This is a genomic window from Amycolatopsis sp. (assembly GCF_035276945.1).
In the GTDB taxonomy this organism is placed as follows: Bacteria; Actinomycetota; Actinomycetes; order Mycobacteriales; family Pseudonocardiaceae; genus Amycolatopsis_E.
Map to the genome: position 1 here is coordinate 20,944 of NZ_DATELF010000085.1, position 14,860 is coordinate 35,803.

The 14,860-nt window shown below is 67.3% G+C and carries 16 protein-coding genes and 2 pseudogenes; 8 read left to right on the top strand and 10 right to left on the bottom strand.

Going from position 1 to position 14,860, the window contains the following annotated elements; all coding sequences use genetic code 11:
* Positions 1–6: 6 nt before the first annotated feature.
* From VJT49_RS14255 to VJT49_RS14280, 7 genes are all read right to left on the bottom strand, one after another.
* Positions 7–630: an FABP family protein gene (locus VJT49_RS14255; protein WP_324165273.1), complete on the bottom strand. Its 624-nt coding sequence runs from the start codon at positions 628–630 to the stop codon at positions 7–9.
* 207 nt (positions 631–837) lie between these two features.
* Positions 838–1,146 carry a DUF1416 domain-containing protein gene (locus VJT49_RS14260; protein WP_324165274.1) on the bottom strand — a complete coding sequence of 103 codons (309 nt, stop codon included), beginning with the start codon at positions 1,144–1,146 and terminating at the stop codon, positions 838–840.
* On the bottom strand, positions 1,143–1,982 hold the full coding sequence (locus tag VJT49_RS14265; protein WP_324165275.1) for a sulfurtransferase: 840 nt from the start codon (positions 1,980–1,982) through the stop codon (positions 1,143–1,145). The genes VJT49_RS14260 and VJT49_RS14265 overlap by 4 nt, the downstream gene beginning before the upstream one ends.
* A gap of 39 nt (positions 1,983–2,021) precedes the next feature.
* The gene (locus tag VJT49_RS14270; protein WP_324165276.1) at positions 2,022–2,459 is read right to left on the bottom strand and encodes a DUF4395 domain-containing protein; all 438 of its coding nucleotides are present in this window, start codon (positions 2,457–2,459) and stop codon (positions 2,022–2,024) included.
* A 55-nt stretch (positions 2,460–2,514) separates the two neighbouring features.
* Entirely contained in the window at positions 2,515–2,637 is a 123-nt protein-coding gene (locus VJT49_RS35235) for a putative leader peptide (RefSeq protein WP_414635953.1), read from the bottom strand.
* Between the two features lie 3 nt (positions 2,638–2,640).
* On the bottom strand, positions 2,641–3,063 hold the full coding sequence (locus VJT49_RS14275) for a thioredoxin family protein (protein WP_414635954.1): 423 nt from the start codon (positions 3,061–3,063) through the stop codon (positions 2,641–2,643).
* 3 nt (positions 3,064–3,066) lie between these two features.
* A complete protein-coding gene (locus tag VJT49_RS14280; protein WP_324165337.1) occupies positions 3,067–3,864 on the bottom strand; it encodes a DUF2993 domain-containing protein in 798 nt (265 codons plus the stop codon).
* A gap of 256 nt (positions 3,865–4,120) precedes the next feature.
* Here VJT49_RS14280 and VJT49_RS14285 point away from each other — a divergent pair, with 256 nt between their 5' ends.
* The 8 genes and pseudogenes from VJT49_RS14285 to VJT49_RS14320 form a co-directional block, all read left to right on the top strand.
* Positions 4,121–4,873, top strand: a complete 753-nt coding sequence (locus VJT49_RS14285; RefSeq protein ID WP_324165277.1) for a response regulator transcription factor — start codon at positions 4,121–4,123, stop codon at positions 4,871–4,873.
* An 85-nt stretch (positions 4,874–4,958) separates the two neighbouring features.
* Positions 4,959–5,837 (top strand): mycothiol synthase, encoded by an 879-nt coding sequence (gene mshD, locus VJT49_RS14290; RefSeq protein WP_324165278.1) that lies wholly within the window; start codon positions 4,959–4,961, stop codon positions 5,835–5,837.
* A gap of 188 nt (positions 5,838–6,025) precedes the next feature.
* A complete protein-coding gene (gene pstS, locus VJT49_RS14295; protein ID WP_324165279.1) occupies positions 6,026–7,147 on the top strand; it encodes a phosphate ABC transporter substrate-binding protein PstS in 1,122 nt (373 codons plus the stop codon).
* A 138-nt stretch (positions 7,148–7,285) separates the two neighbouring features.
* The gene (gene pstC / locus VJT49_RS14300; protein WP_324165280.1) at positions 7,286–8,209 is read left to right on the top strand and encodes a phosphate ABC transporter permease subunit PstC; all 924 of its coding nucleotides are present in this window, start codon (positions 7,286–7,288) and stop codon (positions 8,207–8,209) included.
* Entirely contained in the window at positions 8,206–9,123 is a 918-nt protein-coding gene (gene pstA, locus VJT49_RS14305; RefSeq protein WP_324165281.1) for a phosphate ABC transporter permease PstA, read from the top strand. The genes pstC and pstA overlap by 4 nt, the downstream gene beginning before the upstream one ends.
* Positions 9,124–9,128: 5 nt before the next feature.
* Positions 9,129–9,905, top strand: coding sequence for a phosphate ABC transporter ATP-binding protein PstB (pstB, locus tag VJT49_RS14310; protein WP_324165282.1), 777 nt, complete (start codon positions 9,129–9,131; stop codon positions 9,903–9,905).
* Between the two features lie 296 nt (positions 9,906–10,201).
* A pseudogene (locus VJT49_RS35240) lies at positions 10,202–10,332 on the top strand (GTP pyrophosphokinase family protein); the annotation flags it as partial.
* A gap of 351 nt (positions 10,333–10,683) precedes the next feature.
* A pseudogene (locus VJT49_RS14320) lies at positions 10,684–10,924 on the top strand (GTP pyrophosphokinase); the annotation flags it as partial.
* A 15-nt stretch (positions 10,925–10,939) separates the two neighbouring features.
* On the opposite strand, the gene phoU reads toward VJT49_RS14320, so the two are convergent.
* The 3 genes from phoU to VJT49_RS14335 all read right to left on the bottom strand — a co-directional run bounded on the left by phoU (position 10,940) and on the right by VJT49_RS14335 (position 14,618).
* Positions 10,940–11,605, bottom strand: coding sequence for a phosphate signaling complex protein PhoU (gene phoU / locus VJT49_RS14325; RefSeq protein WP_324165283.1), 666 nt, complete (start codon positions 11,603–11,605; stop codon positions 10,940–10,942).
* Between the two features lie 75 nt (positions 11,606–11,680).
* The gene (locus VJT49_RS14330; protein WP_324165338.1) at positions 11,681–13,051 is read right to left on the bottom strand and encodes an LCP family protein; all 1,371 of its coding nucleotides are present in this window, start codon (positions 13,049–13,051) and stop codon (positions 11,681–11,683) included.
* Between the two features lie 835 nt (positions 13,052–13,886).
* Entirely contained in the window at positions 13,887–14,618 is a 732-nt protein-coding gene (locus tag VJT49_RS14335; protein ID WP_324165284.1) for a GGDEF domain-containing protein, read from the bottom strand.
* Positions 14,619–14,860: the final 242 nt, after the last annotated feature.

Here is a 14,860-nt window from a genome sequence, read left to right on the forward strand (position 1 = left end):
CACCGCTCAGCCGACGACGCGACGGAGGTAGGCGGAGACGTGGGGCTGCATCGGCTCGCCCACCATCGCCCGCTCCTCGACGTACCCGAGGTCCCCGTTGTTGACGACGCCGTAAAGTCGCTGCGCGCCGGTGACCTCCTTGGCCGTCGACGTGCGGATCACCGCGTCGGTGCCCAGTTCCCAGGACGTCTGGTTTCGCGGCTTGCCGTAGAAGACCTCGACGATGCCGGTGGCGTGGGCGAGCAGCAGCTCGATCGTGTCGTCGGGCTGCGGCCGCCACCAGCCGACCTCACGGGCCGCCTGGCGAATCACCTTGCCGTCGTCGTCGATCAGCCAGGACCGAGCTTCGTGGTACAGGAACGGCCTGCCGTCGTGCGCGATGGTCAACTGCTGCGCGAACTTGCGCGGCCCGTCGATGGTCGGGTAGTTGACCTCACCTTCACCCCGCCACACCCCGACCAGCGGAAGCAGGGCGAGGCAGGCGGGGTTGAGCTCCGCGCCCTCGCGCAGGTTCGCCGTGTCGGCCGGAATCGGCAGATCGGGAAGAGTGCCGTACGGAGGCAGGTTGCGGCCCCGCGTGTGCTCGGCACGCTGCTCCGCCGCCTGGATGGCGTCATCGCCACTGCTCATGGCGTCAACGCTGGTCGGCGTACAGGCGGTAGACGACGTAGCACGAGAACCACAGGATGGCGACGGCGGCGATCACCAGCAGTGTCGTAAACAGGATCTCCACATGGAGCAGGATAGTCGCCGGTCAGCCGCCCGCACGCGGCGACGTCGCCACACATGACGAAGGCCACCTCGCCACGCCGGGCGAGGTGGCCTTGCCAGGAGAAATCAGGCTACGGAGATGGCGACCTGGTGGAGGCCAGGGCCTTCGGCGGTCACCGAGGCTTCGCCGTTGCCGGACTTGTGAAGGGCGCGGACGGTCCAGGAACCGGGCGCGGCGTAGAAGCGAAAGTCGCCCTCGGCGGAGGCCTGGACCTCGCCCGCGAACTCGCCGTCACCGTTGAGCAGGCGCACGTAGGCCCCGCCCACCGGGCCGTCGCCCCCGGTCACCTTCCCGGCGACCACGACCTGGCCCTGAGTGTCCAGGTCCGCCGGGGTGGCCGACTGCGCCGGCGCGCCGCAACCGTCATTGCTCATTTCTTCGCTCCTGTCTCGATGGGCACGCCGACCAGCGAGCCGTATTCCGTCCACGATCCGTCGTAGTTCTTGACATCCGGCAGCCCGATCAGCTCGTGCAGCGCGAACCAGGTGTGGCTGGACCGCTCGCCGATCCGGCAGTAGGCGATGGTCGGCTTGGACGTGTCCAGGCCCTCCTCCGCGTAGAGCTCCTTGAGTTCCTCCGTGGACTTGAAGGTGCCGTCCTCGTTGGCGGTCTTGGCCCACGGCACGTTCAGCGCCGTCGGGATGTGGCCGGCACGCTGCGCGGACTCCTGCGGCAGGTGCGCCGGGGCCAGCAGCTTGCCGGAGAACTCGTCGGGCGAGCGCACGTCGACGAGGTTCTTGTTGCCGATCGCGGCGACCACCTCGTCGCGGAAGGCGCGGATGGAGGTGTCCGGCTCCTTCGCGGTGTAGCTGGCCCGCTCGCGCTTGACCTCGTCGGTGGACAGCTCGCGACCGTCCAGCTCCCACTTCTTGCGGCCGCCGTCGAGCAGCTTGACCTTGTCGTGGCCGTAGAGCTTGAAGTACCAGTACGCGTAGGCGGCGAACCAGTTGTTGTTGCCGCCGTAGAGGATCACGAGGTCGTCGGCCGCGATGCCCTTCTCCGCCAGGAGCGCCTCGAAGCCCGCCTTGTCCACGAAGTCGCGGCGGACCGGGTCCTGCAGCTCGGTTTTCCAGTCGATCTTGACCGCGCCACGGATGTGGCCTCCGTCGTATGCGGTGGTGTCCTCGTCCACCTCGGCGAACACCACGCCGGGGGTGTTCAGGTTCTCCTCGGCCCACTGCGTTGTGACCAGGACGTCTTCACGGCTCATTTGAGCTGCACTCTCTTTCTCTCTTCTCGTGGTGGACAGCTAGGACACTTCACCGGCGTTCGGGGTCAGACGCCGAACCAGCAGGTAGGCCTCACAGCCGAGGCAGAAGTCGAACGCCGCGTTGAGGAACGCGGCGAACAGCGCGAACGCGGTCGCCACGATACCGAGCGCGGTGAGTCCGGTGGCGTAGCCGAGCGTGCCGGCCAGCGCGAACACGAACCCGACGCCCTGGGCGAACCGTACCCGCGCGGCGTCCTCGCGTTCGCTTGCCGGTGCCAGCCGCGGCGCCACGAGGTAACGGTAGAGCAGCGAGTACGGCGCCACCCTGAGCCCGGCGAACGCGCCGATGGCGAACACGACGGCCTGTGCCGCAAGCAACGGCCACCATCCGGTGATCAGCACCACCACCAGCACGACCGTGGTCACGACGGCGGCGAAACGGGGTCCTCGGGGATCGACTGCGGGGCCTGCTGACATGGCAACTCCCAGCACAAAGGCGGACAGGGGGTTGGTGGTGGAGCCGGAAACCGGCTCAAACCAGACACAGGCTGCTACGCACGCGGCAGAGATCCACCGCGCGGCGTTGCGTCAGCAGGGGGAAGGGCGGCCTGTGCACCTGCCCAAGGGTACTCACGATCTCTTTGGTTGGGAACATTGCTCAGGTGATGGAACGCGTGAGATGTTCGCCCAGCGAATCGAGCACGCCGGACGCCTTGGGAACCCCGCTCACCCGGAGCAGCTCTCGCCCGGACGGGGTGAAGGCGATCGTCGTCGGCGTGCGGAGCACGCCCAGCGCCCGCGCCACCTCCGGCATGTTGGTCACATCGAATTCGACGTGCCGCAAACCTTCTGTCTTCTCGGCGAGCGTGGAAAGCACTGCTCTGGCGTGGCGACAAGGCGCGCAGAACGTCGTCGAGATCTGAACCAGCGTGACGGCACTGTCCTTGTCGAGCGCTTCCGCCACGGGTCCCGGTAATGCCCGGTCCTGTCTCGCCGCCCGGATCCGGCCCGCACGGGCACGCAGCACAAGGCCCGTGACCACGCCGATCACCACCACGCCGAGCGCGACCCACAAGCCCAAGGTCTACCTCCCGCCGAACGTCACGTTCTGCGCCTCGCCCTTCAACGTCACGGAACCGCTGCTCACCCGCACCGCCGTCGGCGTCACCTCGAAGGGCAGGTTCCCGGTGTCGATGCTCGCCTTGAAGTTGGGCAGCAGCGCCTGCTGCACCGCCTGGGGAACAACGGTGGTCTCCTTGTCATTCCCGTACTGCAGACGCTTGGGGATGATGTCGATCGTCGTGCCGTGCAGCTCGATCATCGCGAAGCAGAAGATCTCGATCTTCTGGCCGGCGATCTGGAGGTAACCGGAGACGCGGATGCCGGCCTTCGACTTGTCCTGGTCCTCCTCCGACGACTTCGTCGTGCCGGAGTCGCTGGCGTCCTGCCCGGTCTGCACGTATTCGATGCTCGACGGCTCGATGCGGAGGTCCTCGACCTTGGTCAGCGGGTCGATCTTGGCGATGTCGCTGGCCTTGATGGTGACCTGCGCCTCCAGCTTGCCGACGCTGATGGCGCTGGTAATGCCGTTGGCCAGGTCCGACAGCGGTGCCGTGACGTCGGTCAGTTCGGCGTTGACGCCCACGTCCTTCAGGTCCTTGATCGGCACCCCGTTGGCCGACAGCGAGATGTGGCCGTAGTGCCCGGACAGGGCCTGGGTGATGAACGGGAAGCCGTGGATGGTCACCGACGGGTCGTCGGTCAGGCTGAGCTGCTGCCGGGCCTTCTGCGAAACCGTGTGCTCGGCGAAGGCGGCCAGCCCGAAGTCCGCGCCGACCAGCAGCGCGATCAGCACCACGAGGCTGATCAGGATCCGGCGCAGGCGCCTGCCGCGGCGCTTGGCGGCGTCGGGCGGGAGTTGGCGGTCCTGAGTAGCTGGTCTGCTCACCTTGACTGTCCGATCCTTCGGTCCGTGTTGGCCGCCACGCCCGTCTTCGCGCGTTTCGCGGCCACCTCCTCCATGTGACGTCAGTGTGACGAGCATGGCAGGGGGGAGGTGTTTCCCGTGTTCACCCGCTAGTCTTACGTAAACGCCGACCGGGGGCATGCAAGGCCACGAGAAAGAAGGCGGTGTGGCGATGAGCCTGGACCTACTCGTACTTACTCCCGAGGCCGAGGCTACCTCTGTTCTGCCGGCACTGGACCTGTTGCCACACACGGTACGCGTGCGCGCACCGGAAGTCACAGCGCTTCTCGACGCGGGGCACCGTGACGTGATCCTGCTGGACGCGCGTACCGACCTCGCCTCGGCCAAGAGCCTGTGCCGGTTACTCAAGGGCACCGGCGAGGACGAGGCCAGCACCCCGATCATCGCCGTGGTCGGCGAGGGCGGTCTGGTCGCGGTGAGTGCCGAGTGGCGGACCGACGACATCCTGCTCCCCACCGCCGGCCCGGCCGAAGTGGACGCCCGGCTGCGCCTGGTCACCACCAAGGAGGGCGGCTCGACCCAGGTCGACGCCGAACTGCGGGTGGGCGAGCTGGTCATCGACGAGGCCACCTACACCGCCCGCCTGCGCCGCCGCACCCTCGAACTCACCTACAAGGAGTTCGAGCTGCTGAAGTACCTCGCCCAGCACGCCGGCCGGGTGTTCACCCGTGCCCAGCTGCTGCAGGAGGTCTGGGGCTACGACTTCTTCGGTGGCACCCGCACGGTCGACGTGCACGTCCGGCGGCTGCGCGCCAAGCTCGGCCCCGAGCACGAGCAGATGATCGGCACCGTGCGCAACGTCGGCTACAAGTTCGAGCGCCCGGCCAAGGGTCCGGCCAAACCCGGCCTGCCCTCGCTGCCGTTCGAGCACAGCGACCTGCCCAGCGAACTGTCCACCCACTGATCAAGTCCGCCGAATGTGGAGCTCGGCCGAAGGTTCGGGCTCCACGCTCGTGTTCGGCACGCCGAGTGCGGGATAGGTTGGACGCATGCGCTGGGTCGACGAGCTGGACGAGGACGCCGAGCATGCCGTCGGCGAGCTGCTGACCGCCGCGCGAGCGGCCGATGGCCGCCCCGAGGAGACCGATCCCGCACGCGGCGGCCGCCACCTACTGGTCCACGACTCGGGCGTGCTGGCCGGGTACGCGCATCTCGACACTTCGGGGGACGCGTTCGGCCACCAGGTCTCCGAGCTGATCGTGCACCCGGACCACCGTCGCCGGGGGATCGGGACGCGCCTGGCACGAGCCCTGATCGAACAGGTTCCGGCGAAGCTGCGGGTCTGGGCGCACGGCGACCATCCGGCGGCCGCGCGGATCGCCGAACGACTGGGGTTCTCCCGCGCCAGGGAACTGCTGATCATGCACACGCCGGTGCGCGACGACTGGCCGGAACCCGCGCCGCCGCCCGGAATTTCGCTGCGCACGTTCGTGCCGGGCCAGGACGAGCGGGCGGTGATCGAGGTCAACGCCCGCGCCTTCGACTGGCATCCCGAACAAGGCAGCCTGACCGTCGACGAGCTGCGCGCGACGGAGACCGAGAATTGGTTCGACCCGGCGGGCTTCTTCCTCGCCGTCCGCGAGGACAGACGCGTGGCCGGGTTCCACTGGACCAAGGTGCATCAGCCCAACCCGCGGCGGTTCGGTGGCGAGCCGGTCGGCGAGGTCTACGTGGTGGGCGTCGATCCAGCAGCGCAGGGCGGCGGACTCGGTAAAGTCCTGACCACCGCCGGGCTTCGATATCTGCGCGAAAAGGGCCTCAAGCAGGTAATCCTGTACGTCGAAGGCGACAATGCGCCGGCTGTCGCGGTATACCGCCGCCTCGGTTTTGCCCAGCTAGAGAGCGATGTTCAGTACGCATTTCGTTAACCGTTACGTTTTGTCGATCACGAATACCGAACTTGCTGGTCACAGCGAGGACACAACGCCCGTTCGGGTGAAATTTGCCACTCCCAACGGCAGTGTTGTTCACCTTCCGTTCACCCGTTCACGGGAGTCCGTCCACCCTGTTTCCCTAGTGTCCGGTTTCGACAAATCCAGTTGTGGGAGGACATGCAGTGAAGATCATGCGGCCGATGGGTGCAGTCGGCATCGTGGCCAGTGCCGCGCTCGTGCTCGCCGCCTGTAGTCAGGAGAGCTCGAGCGGGAACACGCCGACCTCGGGCGCAGCCTCCGCGGCAACGGCGACCGCGAGCGTGGCCTGCGGCGGCAAGACCCCGCTGTCCGGCGAAGGCTCCACTGCCCAGAAGACCGCGGTGGACATCTTCAGCCAGGAGTACGCCAAGGCCTGCCCTGGCCAGACCGTCAACTACAACGCCACCGGCTCCGGCGCCGGCGTCAAGCAGTTCAACGCCAAGCAGGTCGACTTCGGTGGTTCGGACTCGCCGCTGTCCGGCGCGGACGTCGACGCCGCGAAGACCCGCTGCGGTGGCAACCCGGCCTGGAACCTGCCTCTGGTGGTCGGGCCGATCTCGATCGCCTACAAGATCAACGGCGTCACTTCGCTCACGCTGACCCCCGAGGTCGCCGCCAAGATCTTCAACGGCCAGATCAAGACCTGGAACGACCCCGCGCTGGTCGCGATCAACCCGGGCGTCTCGCTGCCGAGCACCCCGATCCAGGTGTTCTCGAGGTCGGACGAGTCCGGCACCACCGACAACTTCCAGCACTACCTGGCCGCCGCCGGCAAGGGCGCGTGGACCCAGGGCACCGGCAAGGCGTTCAAGGGTGGCGTCGGCAACGGCGCGCAGGGCTCCAACGGTGTCGCCTCCGCGGTCCGCGCGGCCGACGGCGCGATCGGCTACATGGAGTCCTCGTACGTCACCAACGGCCTGACCGCCGCGAAGCTCGACAGCGGCTCCGGCGCCGTCGAGCTGACCCCGCAGAACGTGGCCAAGGCGCTCGACGCGGCCTCGTTCAAGGCCCCGGGCACCAACGACCTGGCGATGGACCTGGACAAGATCTACGCCAGCAACACCCCCGGCGCGTACCCGCTGCTGCTGACCACCTACGAGCTCGTCTGCTCGAAGGGCTACGACGCCGACACGGCCAAGGCCGTCAAGGCGTTCCTGACCGTGTCCGCCACCACCGCCCAGCAGCCCATCGCGAACAAGGGCTTCGTCCCGCTGCCGCAGAGCCTGCAGGACAAGGTGCTGACCGCGGTCAACGCGATCTCCTAGGGAACGAACCTGGGTTGGACTGAGAATCCCCCATGAGTGAGCCAACCTCGACGCGGACGCCCACCGGTCACCCCGGTGGGCGTCCGTCGTCGTCTCTACCCCTCCCGGAGGCCTCCCATTTCGGCCAATAAGACCAAGGTGCGGGCCGGCGACCGCATCTTCCAGAATCTGACCACCGGCGCCGGTGTCCTCGTCGTCGCGCTGATCGGCCTGATCGGCATCTTCCTTGTGGTGCAGGCCATCCCCGCGCTGAAGGCGGACGGGGTCAACTTCCTGACCTCGCGGACCTGGGTGACCAACGACCCGACCAACCTTCGGTTCGGCATCCTCGACCTCGCGCTGGTCACCATCTACACGTCGCTGGTCGCGCTGATCATCGCCATGCCGATCTCGCTGGGTATCGCGCTGTTCCTCACCCAGTACGCGCCCCGGCAGCTTGCCCGCCCCTTCGCCTACGTCGTCGATCTGCTGGCCGCCGTGCCGTCGATCATCTTCGGCCTGTGGGGCATCCTCGTGCTGGCGCCCGTGCTCTCGCCCGTCGCGCAGTGGATCAACGACGTGCTGGGTTTCATCCCGATCTTCGGCAAGGGCAACATCTTCCCGAACTTCGCCGGCACCATCTTCACCGCCGGTGTGGTGCTCGCCGTGATGGTGTTGCCGATCATCACCTCGCTGAGCCGCGAGGTCTTCGAGCGCACCCCCACGCCGCACGTCGAAGGCGCGCTCGCGCTCGGCGCGACCCGGTGGGAAGTCATCCGTACCACCGTGCTGCCGTTCGGCAAGGCCGGCTACATCGGGGCGTCGATGCTCGGTCTCGGCCGCGCGCTCGGTGAGACGATCGCGCTCGCCGTGATCCTGTTCATCCCGCAGGCCGGTCACTTCGACTGGAGCGTGTTCGACGGTGGCGCCACCTTCGCCTCGAAGATCGCCTCGAACGCCGCCGAGTTCAACAACCCGACTTCGGCCGGTGCCTACATCGCCGCGGGCCTGGTGCTGTTCGTACTGACCTTCGCCGTGAACTTCGCGGCCAGGGCCATCATCGGGGAAAGGCAGAGCGCATGACGAGCACGCTCGAACGTCCCGCCACCGCACCGGCCTTCCAGCAGCTCAGCTTCGGCCGGAAGGCCAAGAACGCGATCGCCACCGCGCTGGTGTGGCTGTCCTTCCTCATCGCCGTCGTGCCGCTGGTATGGGTGCTGTACACGGTCATCGCCAACGGCATCAAGAAGCTCCCGTACTCGAACTGGTGGACTCAGGACTTCGGTTCGGTGCTGTCCGACGAGGTCGGCGGCGGCGTGCTGCACGCCATCGTCGGCACCCTCGAACAGGGGCTGGTGTGTGCGATCATCGCCGTGCCGCTCGGCCTGCTGGTGGCGATCTACCTGGTCGAATACGGCCAGGGCACGCGGCTGGCGAAGATCACCACGTTCATGGTGGACATCCTTTCCGGGGTGCCCTCCATCGTGGCCGCGCTGTTCATCTACGCGCTGTGGATCACCACGCTCGGCCTGCCGCGCAGCGGATTCGCGGTATCACTGGCCCTGGTGCTGCTGATGATCCCGGTGGTCGTCCGCTCGGCCGAGGAGATGCTGCGGATCGTCCCGGACGACCTGCGCGAAGCGTCCTACGCGCTGGGTGTGCCGAAGTGGAAGACGATCATGAAGGTCGTCCTGCCCACCGCGCTGTCCGGCATCATCACCGGCGTCATGATGGCGCTCGCCCGCGTGATGGGCGAGACCGCGCCCCTGCTGGTGCTCGTCGGCTACTCGGCCTACGTCAACTGGAACATGTTCAACCACGAGCAGGCCGCACTGCCGCTGCTGATGAACAACGAACGAGCCACCAACACGATGGACCCCGGCACCATCGGGTTCTATCGGATCTGGGGCGCCGCGCTGACCCTGGTCATCATCATCGCCCTGCTCAACCTCATCGCCACAGGGCTGTCCCGCCTCGTCGCCCCGAAGAAGAAGTGAGATCGATGGCTAAGCGAATCGACGTCAAGGACCTCGACATCTACTACGGCAAGTTCCATGCGGTGGACAGCGTGACCCTGTCGGTGCCGCCACGGAACGTGACCGCGTTCATCGGTCCGTCCGGCTGCGGCAAGTCGACCGTGCTGCGCACCCTGAACCGGATGCACGAGGTCATCCCCGGGGCGAGGGTCGACGGCGAGGTGCTGCTCGACGGGGAGAACATCTATTCGCCCGGCGTCGACCCGGTGCAGGTGCGGCGGACCATCGGCATGGTGTTCCAGCGACCCAACCCGTTCCCCACGATGTCCATCCGGGACAACGTGGTGGCCGGGCTGCGGCTGGCGGGCAGCAAGAACCGGAAACAGCTCGACGAAATCGCCGAGCGGGCCCTGCGCGGCGCGAACCTGTGGAACGAGGTCAAGGACCGGCTGAACAAGCCGGGCGGCGGGCTGTCCGGTGGTCAGCAGCAGCGGCTGTGCATCGCGCGGGCGATCGCCGTGCGACCGGACGTGCTGCTGATGGACGAGCCATGCTCGGCACTGGACCCGATCTCCACGCTCGCCATCGAGGATTTGATCGGCGAGCTGAAGAAGGACTACACCATCGTCATCGTGACCCACAACATGCAGCAGGCAGCGCGGGTCTCCGATCAGACGGCCTTCTTCAACCTCGCCGGCGTCGGCCAGCCGGGCAGGCTCGTCGAGCTCGACGAGACCGAAAAGATCTTCTCCAACCCCAACGAGAAGGCCACCGAGGACTACATTTCCGGTCGCTTCGGCTGAGCCTTTGGAACCTGGGACACTGGTCCGGAGGGCCTCCCCGTGGCGTCAGCGCCGTGGTTTCGGTTCACGTGGAGGGCACCGGTGGAAGGCTGCCCACCACCGTCTGGAAGCTTGCCCCCAGACGGGTCGCCATGCCTGGGTCGTGCGGACCGGCACCGGCCGACTTTCGCCGTAGCCGCTCCCGGCCGGTCTCGCGGTGGCGCCGCTGTCGTCGGAGCTACCCGCTCGACCAGCAAGAACGCTGGGTAGGGCTGGAGCGCGTGACGGTTCCTGGGGCAAGCCCTGTCGATACGCTCGTGCTCGCCCGTGGCCTGATGGTGCACAAGTTCGCGATCGACGAGCTGATGACGAAACTCAAGATCCTCCTCCGAGGAGTTCGACTTCGCGCACCAGCACGATCCCATCGAGCACATCACCAGCCGGTGCCGGGTGTGGTCGCACCAAACCCGGCCATCTACGACGTTGTGGTGGAGTACGAGCAGCTGTGAGCCCGCACAGGTCATCGACCCAGTTCAGGGCGTATCCGCCCGAGTTCGGTCCACGTCCGCTCGATGTCCTGCGGTAGCGCACGGCCTTCGGGCTTTGGTGAGTGACAGGATCACGTCTCTCCGATCGGTCGTCGCCGCCCACGAACGATGCGGAAGGCAAGCCGGCCGGTGGGGGGTGCCGCAGAGGGGAACCCATCAACTGCATGAACGCGGACCCCGGCGGCGAACGCCGGGGGCTGTGTTCGACGTGGGTCGGGAGCAACAAACACCCCCGTTCGTGTGCAGAACTGGACGGCTACCGCAGCCTGCACCTGACCGTGCGGATCCCGGTCTTCCTGTCCGACCGGGTGGAGCGGGTCAAGGTGGAGATCCAGATGCGCACGATCGCGATGGACTTCTGGGCCGCCATGGAGCACAAGCTGTTCTACAAGATACGGCGGCGCCCCGGAGGATTTCGCCGCCGAACTGCGGTCGGCCGCGGAAACCGCAGCCGATCTGGATGCCGGGATGAACGCGCTACACCAGCGCATCGGGTCGTGCAGGCGGTCAGATGTTCTCGTCCGAGCCGTAACCCGGCATCTTGCCGGTCGCCACGAACACCATCCGCCGCGCCACCGAGACGGCGTGGTCGGCGTAGCGCTCGTAGAACCTCCCAAGCAGGGTCACGTCCACCGCGGCCGGAACCCCGTACCGCCAATCCTTGTCCATGATCACGCTGAACAGGTGGCGGTGAATGTCGTCCACGCGGTCATCGTCGGACTCGATCGAGCGGGCCGCGTCGACGTCCCTGGACTTGATCACCTCTTGCGCCCGCAGGGCGAGCGTGACGTCCACCTCACCCAGCTCCGCGAAGAACGGGCGAACGGGCTCAGGCACGACGTGGTGCGGGTGGCGCCGCCGCGCCGCCTTCGCCACGTGCAGGGCGAGATCACCCATCCGCTCCAGGCTTTCCGCGGCGTGGATCACCGCGAGTACCGTGCGCAGGTCCGTGGCCACCGGCGCCTGTAGCGCCAGCAGGGCGTACGCCTGCTCCTCACACGCGGCCCGCGCGTCGTCGACCTTGGCGTCGTCCCCGATCACCTGTTCGGCCAGTCCCAGGTCGGCGTCCAGGAGCGCCTTCGTGGCCCGCTCCATGGCGGTGGCCACCTGGACGGACATGCTCGCCAGATTCCCGGCCAGTTCTTCGAGTTCGACGTGGTATGCCTCGCGCATGTCCGTACTCTACGGCCCGGATCAGCCATTCGCCGCATCCGCCGGTGAACCGGATATGAACCCGGGACAAACGATCTACTGGTCGGACTGAGTGGTCTTCTTGCCGCTGGAACCGGCCTGCGAGCTGGGCGAGTTCGCCGGCGTCTGGGTGGTTCCCGGCAGCACGGTGTTCTCGATGAGCGCCTGGAAGACCGCCTTCGCCTTGCTGTCCAGGAGAACTTCGTTGCCCCGGCTGTTCGACTCTCCCGTGGTGGGCACGGTCATGAAGTTGACCTTGCTCGGGTCGAGGCCCTTCATCGACTGGGCCAGCGTGAGCATCTGGTCGACGCCGATGTTGTCGCCGAAGGTCGCCTTGGCGAACGCCGTCACGAAACCCGACAGCTGGGCGGGACTGGTCATCACCCCGCGCGACATGACCTTCTGCATCAGCGCCTTGATGAACTCCTGCTGTCGCTTGATGCGGCCGTAGTCGGAGGTCAGGTCGCCGACCACGTGCCGAGCCCTGACGAAGCTCAGCGCCTGGTCGCCGGAGATCGTCACGTCTCCCGTCTGCGCGATCACCATGCCGAGCACGGTGTCCTTCATCGGCTTGTCGACGTGCACGGTGACCCCCTGCACCGCGTCCACCATGTCCTTGAACCCGCCGAAGTCGATCCCCACGAAATGGTTGATCCTCATGCCGGTCAGTTGCTGCATCCACTTGGTCAGGCAGCGCGGGCCGCCGAGCGCGTACGCGGTGTTCAGCTTGACCTTGGTCTCGGCAGGCACGATCTCGCTTGTGTAGTCGTTCTTGGCGGAGTCGAAGCGGTTACAGGCAGGCCGGGAGATCTCCAGGTCGCGCGGGAACGAGATGACCACGGCCCGCTGCCGGTCGGCGGGAATGTGGGCGAGCATGACGGTGTCCGAGCGGGCACCCTGGACCTCGGCGGCGTTGCCGACGTTCTCCTCGGCGGTGGCGCCGGCGCGGGTGTCGGACCCGGCGATCAGAAAGTTCTCGTCGCCGTTCTGGGCCGGCGCGTCCTGGATGTCCGCCGAGTTCTCGTCGAGCGCGGCCACCTGCGTGAACTTGCTGTTGAACCAGGTCTTCGCACCCCAGGCGGTACCGATGCCCAGGAAGATCAGCACGGCGAGTACGACGGCACTGATCCGGCCGATCTTCAGCGACCGCTCGATACGGCGCGCCTTCTTCTCCTGCAGGCGGGTCTGCGGCGCGGCCTCGTCCGACTCGGGTTCTTCCACTTCGCCGTTGCGCGTGACGACCCGTTGCAGCCGGGTCATGGTCTGCTCGAGCAACTGCGCGGGGCGGGCGAAGCGCTCGAAACGCTGCTTGCGCCGGGCTTCTTCGGCTTCGAGCTCATCATGCGCCGCGGAGAACCTGGCCAACGTGTTGTCGATCTTCCGGCGGACCTTGGTGCTGTCGTCGATCGGCTCCAGCTCGTCGGTCATGGTGAGCCGGTCTTCGAGCGAAACCGGACGGCGCCGGGGTGGCGGTGGGGCGGCCGGCCGCTGCGGAGCGGCCTGCTGGGGCGGAGCGGCGGGCCGCGGGGGCGGAACGTCACGCCCGGCCGGGGCACTCCGGGTGGCCTGGGCCTGCGGGACCGGTGGCGCGGGTTTCCTGGGCGGGGTGGCCGGCTCTGTCGCCATCCGTCTGGAGGGGCCCGGCGGAGGTGTTCCTTCGGCCGGAGGCTCGGGCAGCGGCCGACGCTGCGGCGGCTGCGGAGGCGGTGCCTGACGCGGCGAACGGTTCGAGGGCGGTGGCGTGCCCTGGCGGCGCTGGACGGGAGGCTCGGGCGGTCTGGGCTCACGACGGCGAGGCTCAGCCGGCACCGGCCCGCGGACCTCCGGCGGCATCGACGGGTGCGGGTCACGCGGCCTGTTCTCGGGCGCGTCCGACTCCTCCACGCCGTGTGCGTTGCCAGAAGGCGTCCTGACATCGAACTTCGGGCGCACGCCCGTGCGCTGGGCGATGACGTCCGCGACGCTGATCCCACCTGGAGTGTCGGCCGAACGCCGGCGCCGAGCTCTCGGTGGTCCGGCGTCTCCACGGGGACCGGGCCCGGCCGAACGGTCGTCTGGCACCCGGTCTCCTCTCACTCGTTTCGGGCGGGATCGGCCGCCTCGACATTGATCGCCAGTGTGGCGAGCACCGTTATGGTACGGATACCTGCCCTTCCTGACGACACCCTCCCACGATTTTTTACATAGCGTGCGAGAAAGGTGCCCAAGCGACGAACTGGGTGAACTTGAAACCAGGCAAATAGGGAGAAGGCCGCGCCGATAACTACGGACGGTATTCGATGAGCCTGACGGCCTCGCGCTCGCGATAGGCGACCCGATTGCGCCCGCCGTGCTTGGCGGCGTAGAGCAGCCGATCCGCCTCACCCAACTGCCGCGGGCCCTCGCCCTGGTCCAGTGCGATCCCCACACTGATCGTCACCGCGAGGCCAGAGCACACCGCTGACCAGGGATGTTCGGCCACGCGCGTCCGAGCCCGCTCGGCGATGCACAGCGCGGCACTGGCGGAAACGCCGGGCAGCACGAGCATGAATTCCTCGCCACCATAGCGCGCGCAGAAGCCGTTCGCCGGGAGATCTTCCCGCAGCAGCGCGGCGACCCGGCGCAGGACCTGGTCCCCGACAAGGTGACCGAACGTGTCGTTAACCGCTTTGAACAGATCGATGTCGGCCAGCGCGACCGCGGTCGGGGTACGCGCGTCGGAGAGCAGGTCCGCCAGCCGTCGATCGAGATACCGGCGGTTGTACACCGCGGTGAGCGCGTCGCGGAGACTTTCCTCGCGCACCTGCTCCTGCTCTCGGCGCAAGCGATCGACCTCACGCCGCAACTGCTCGGGAATCGCGGCGGACCCGGCACAAGCCAGGTCGAACGCGATGCGCAGATGCTCGTAGGCGCGCCGCCAGTCCCCCCGTGACGCGAGCATTTCCGCGATCGACTCGTGTACCCGGAGCAGGCCGGCGTCACCCCACGGTAGTGACACCCCATTCACCTCCGTCACACCAGGTCTTGTCGTCTGATAAGAGGCTCGGCTTGAGCGATCAATACGGCTATGACGTGAACTTCGCTCAACCGGACCAAGACGCTCGCTCTGTGTGCCCGGAAGGACGAGGAAATCGAGCCGGATATTCTTCCTTTCGGCGCCCATTTCGCCCGCTTGCCGGCTGGACTGGCCGGAAATCCTCGACCTCGGCGCGAAGTCGCAGAACACGCTGAACCTGCTGGGACGATTTGTCCGATCGC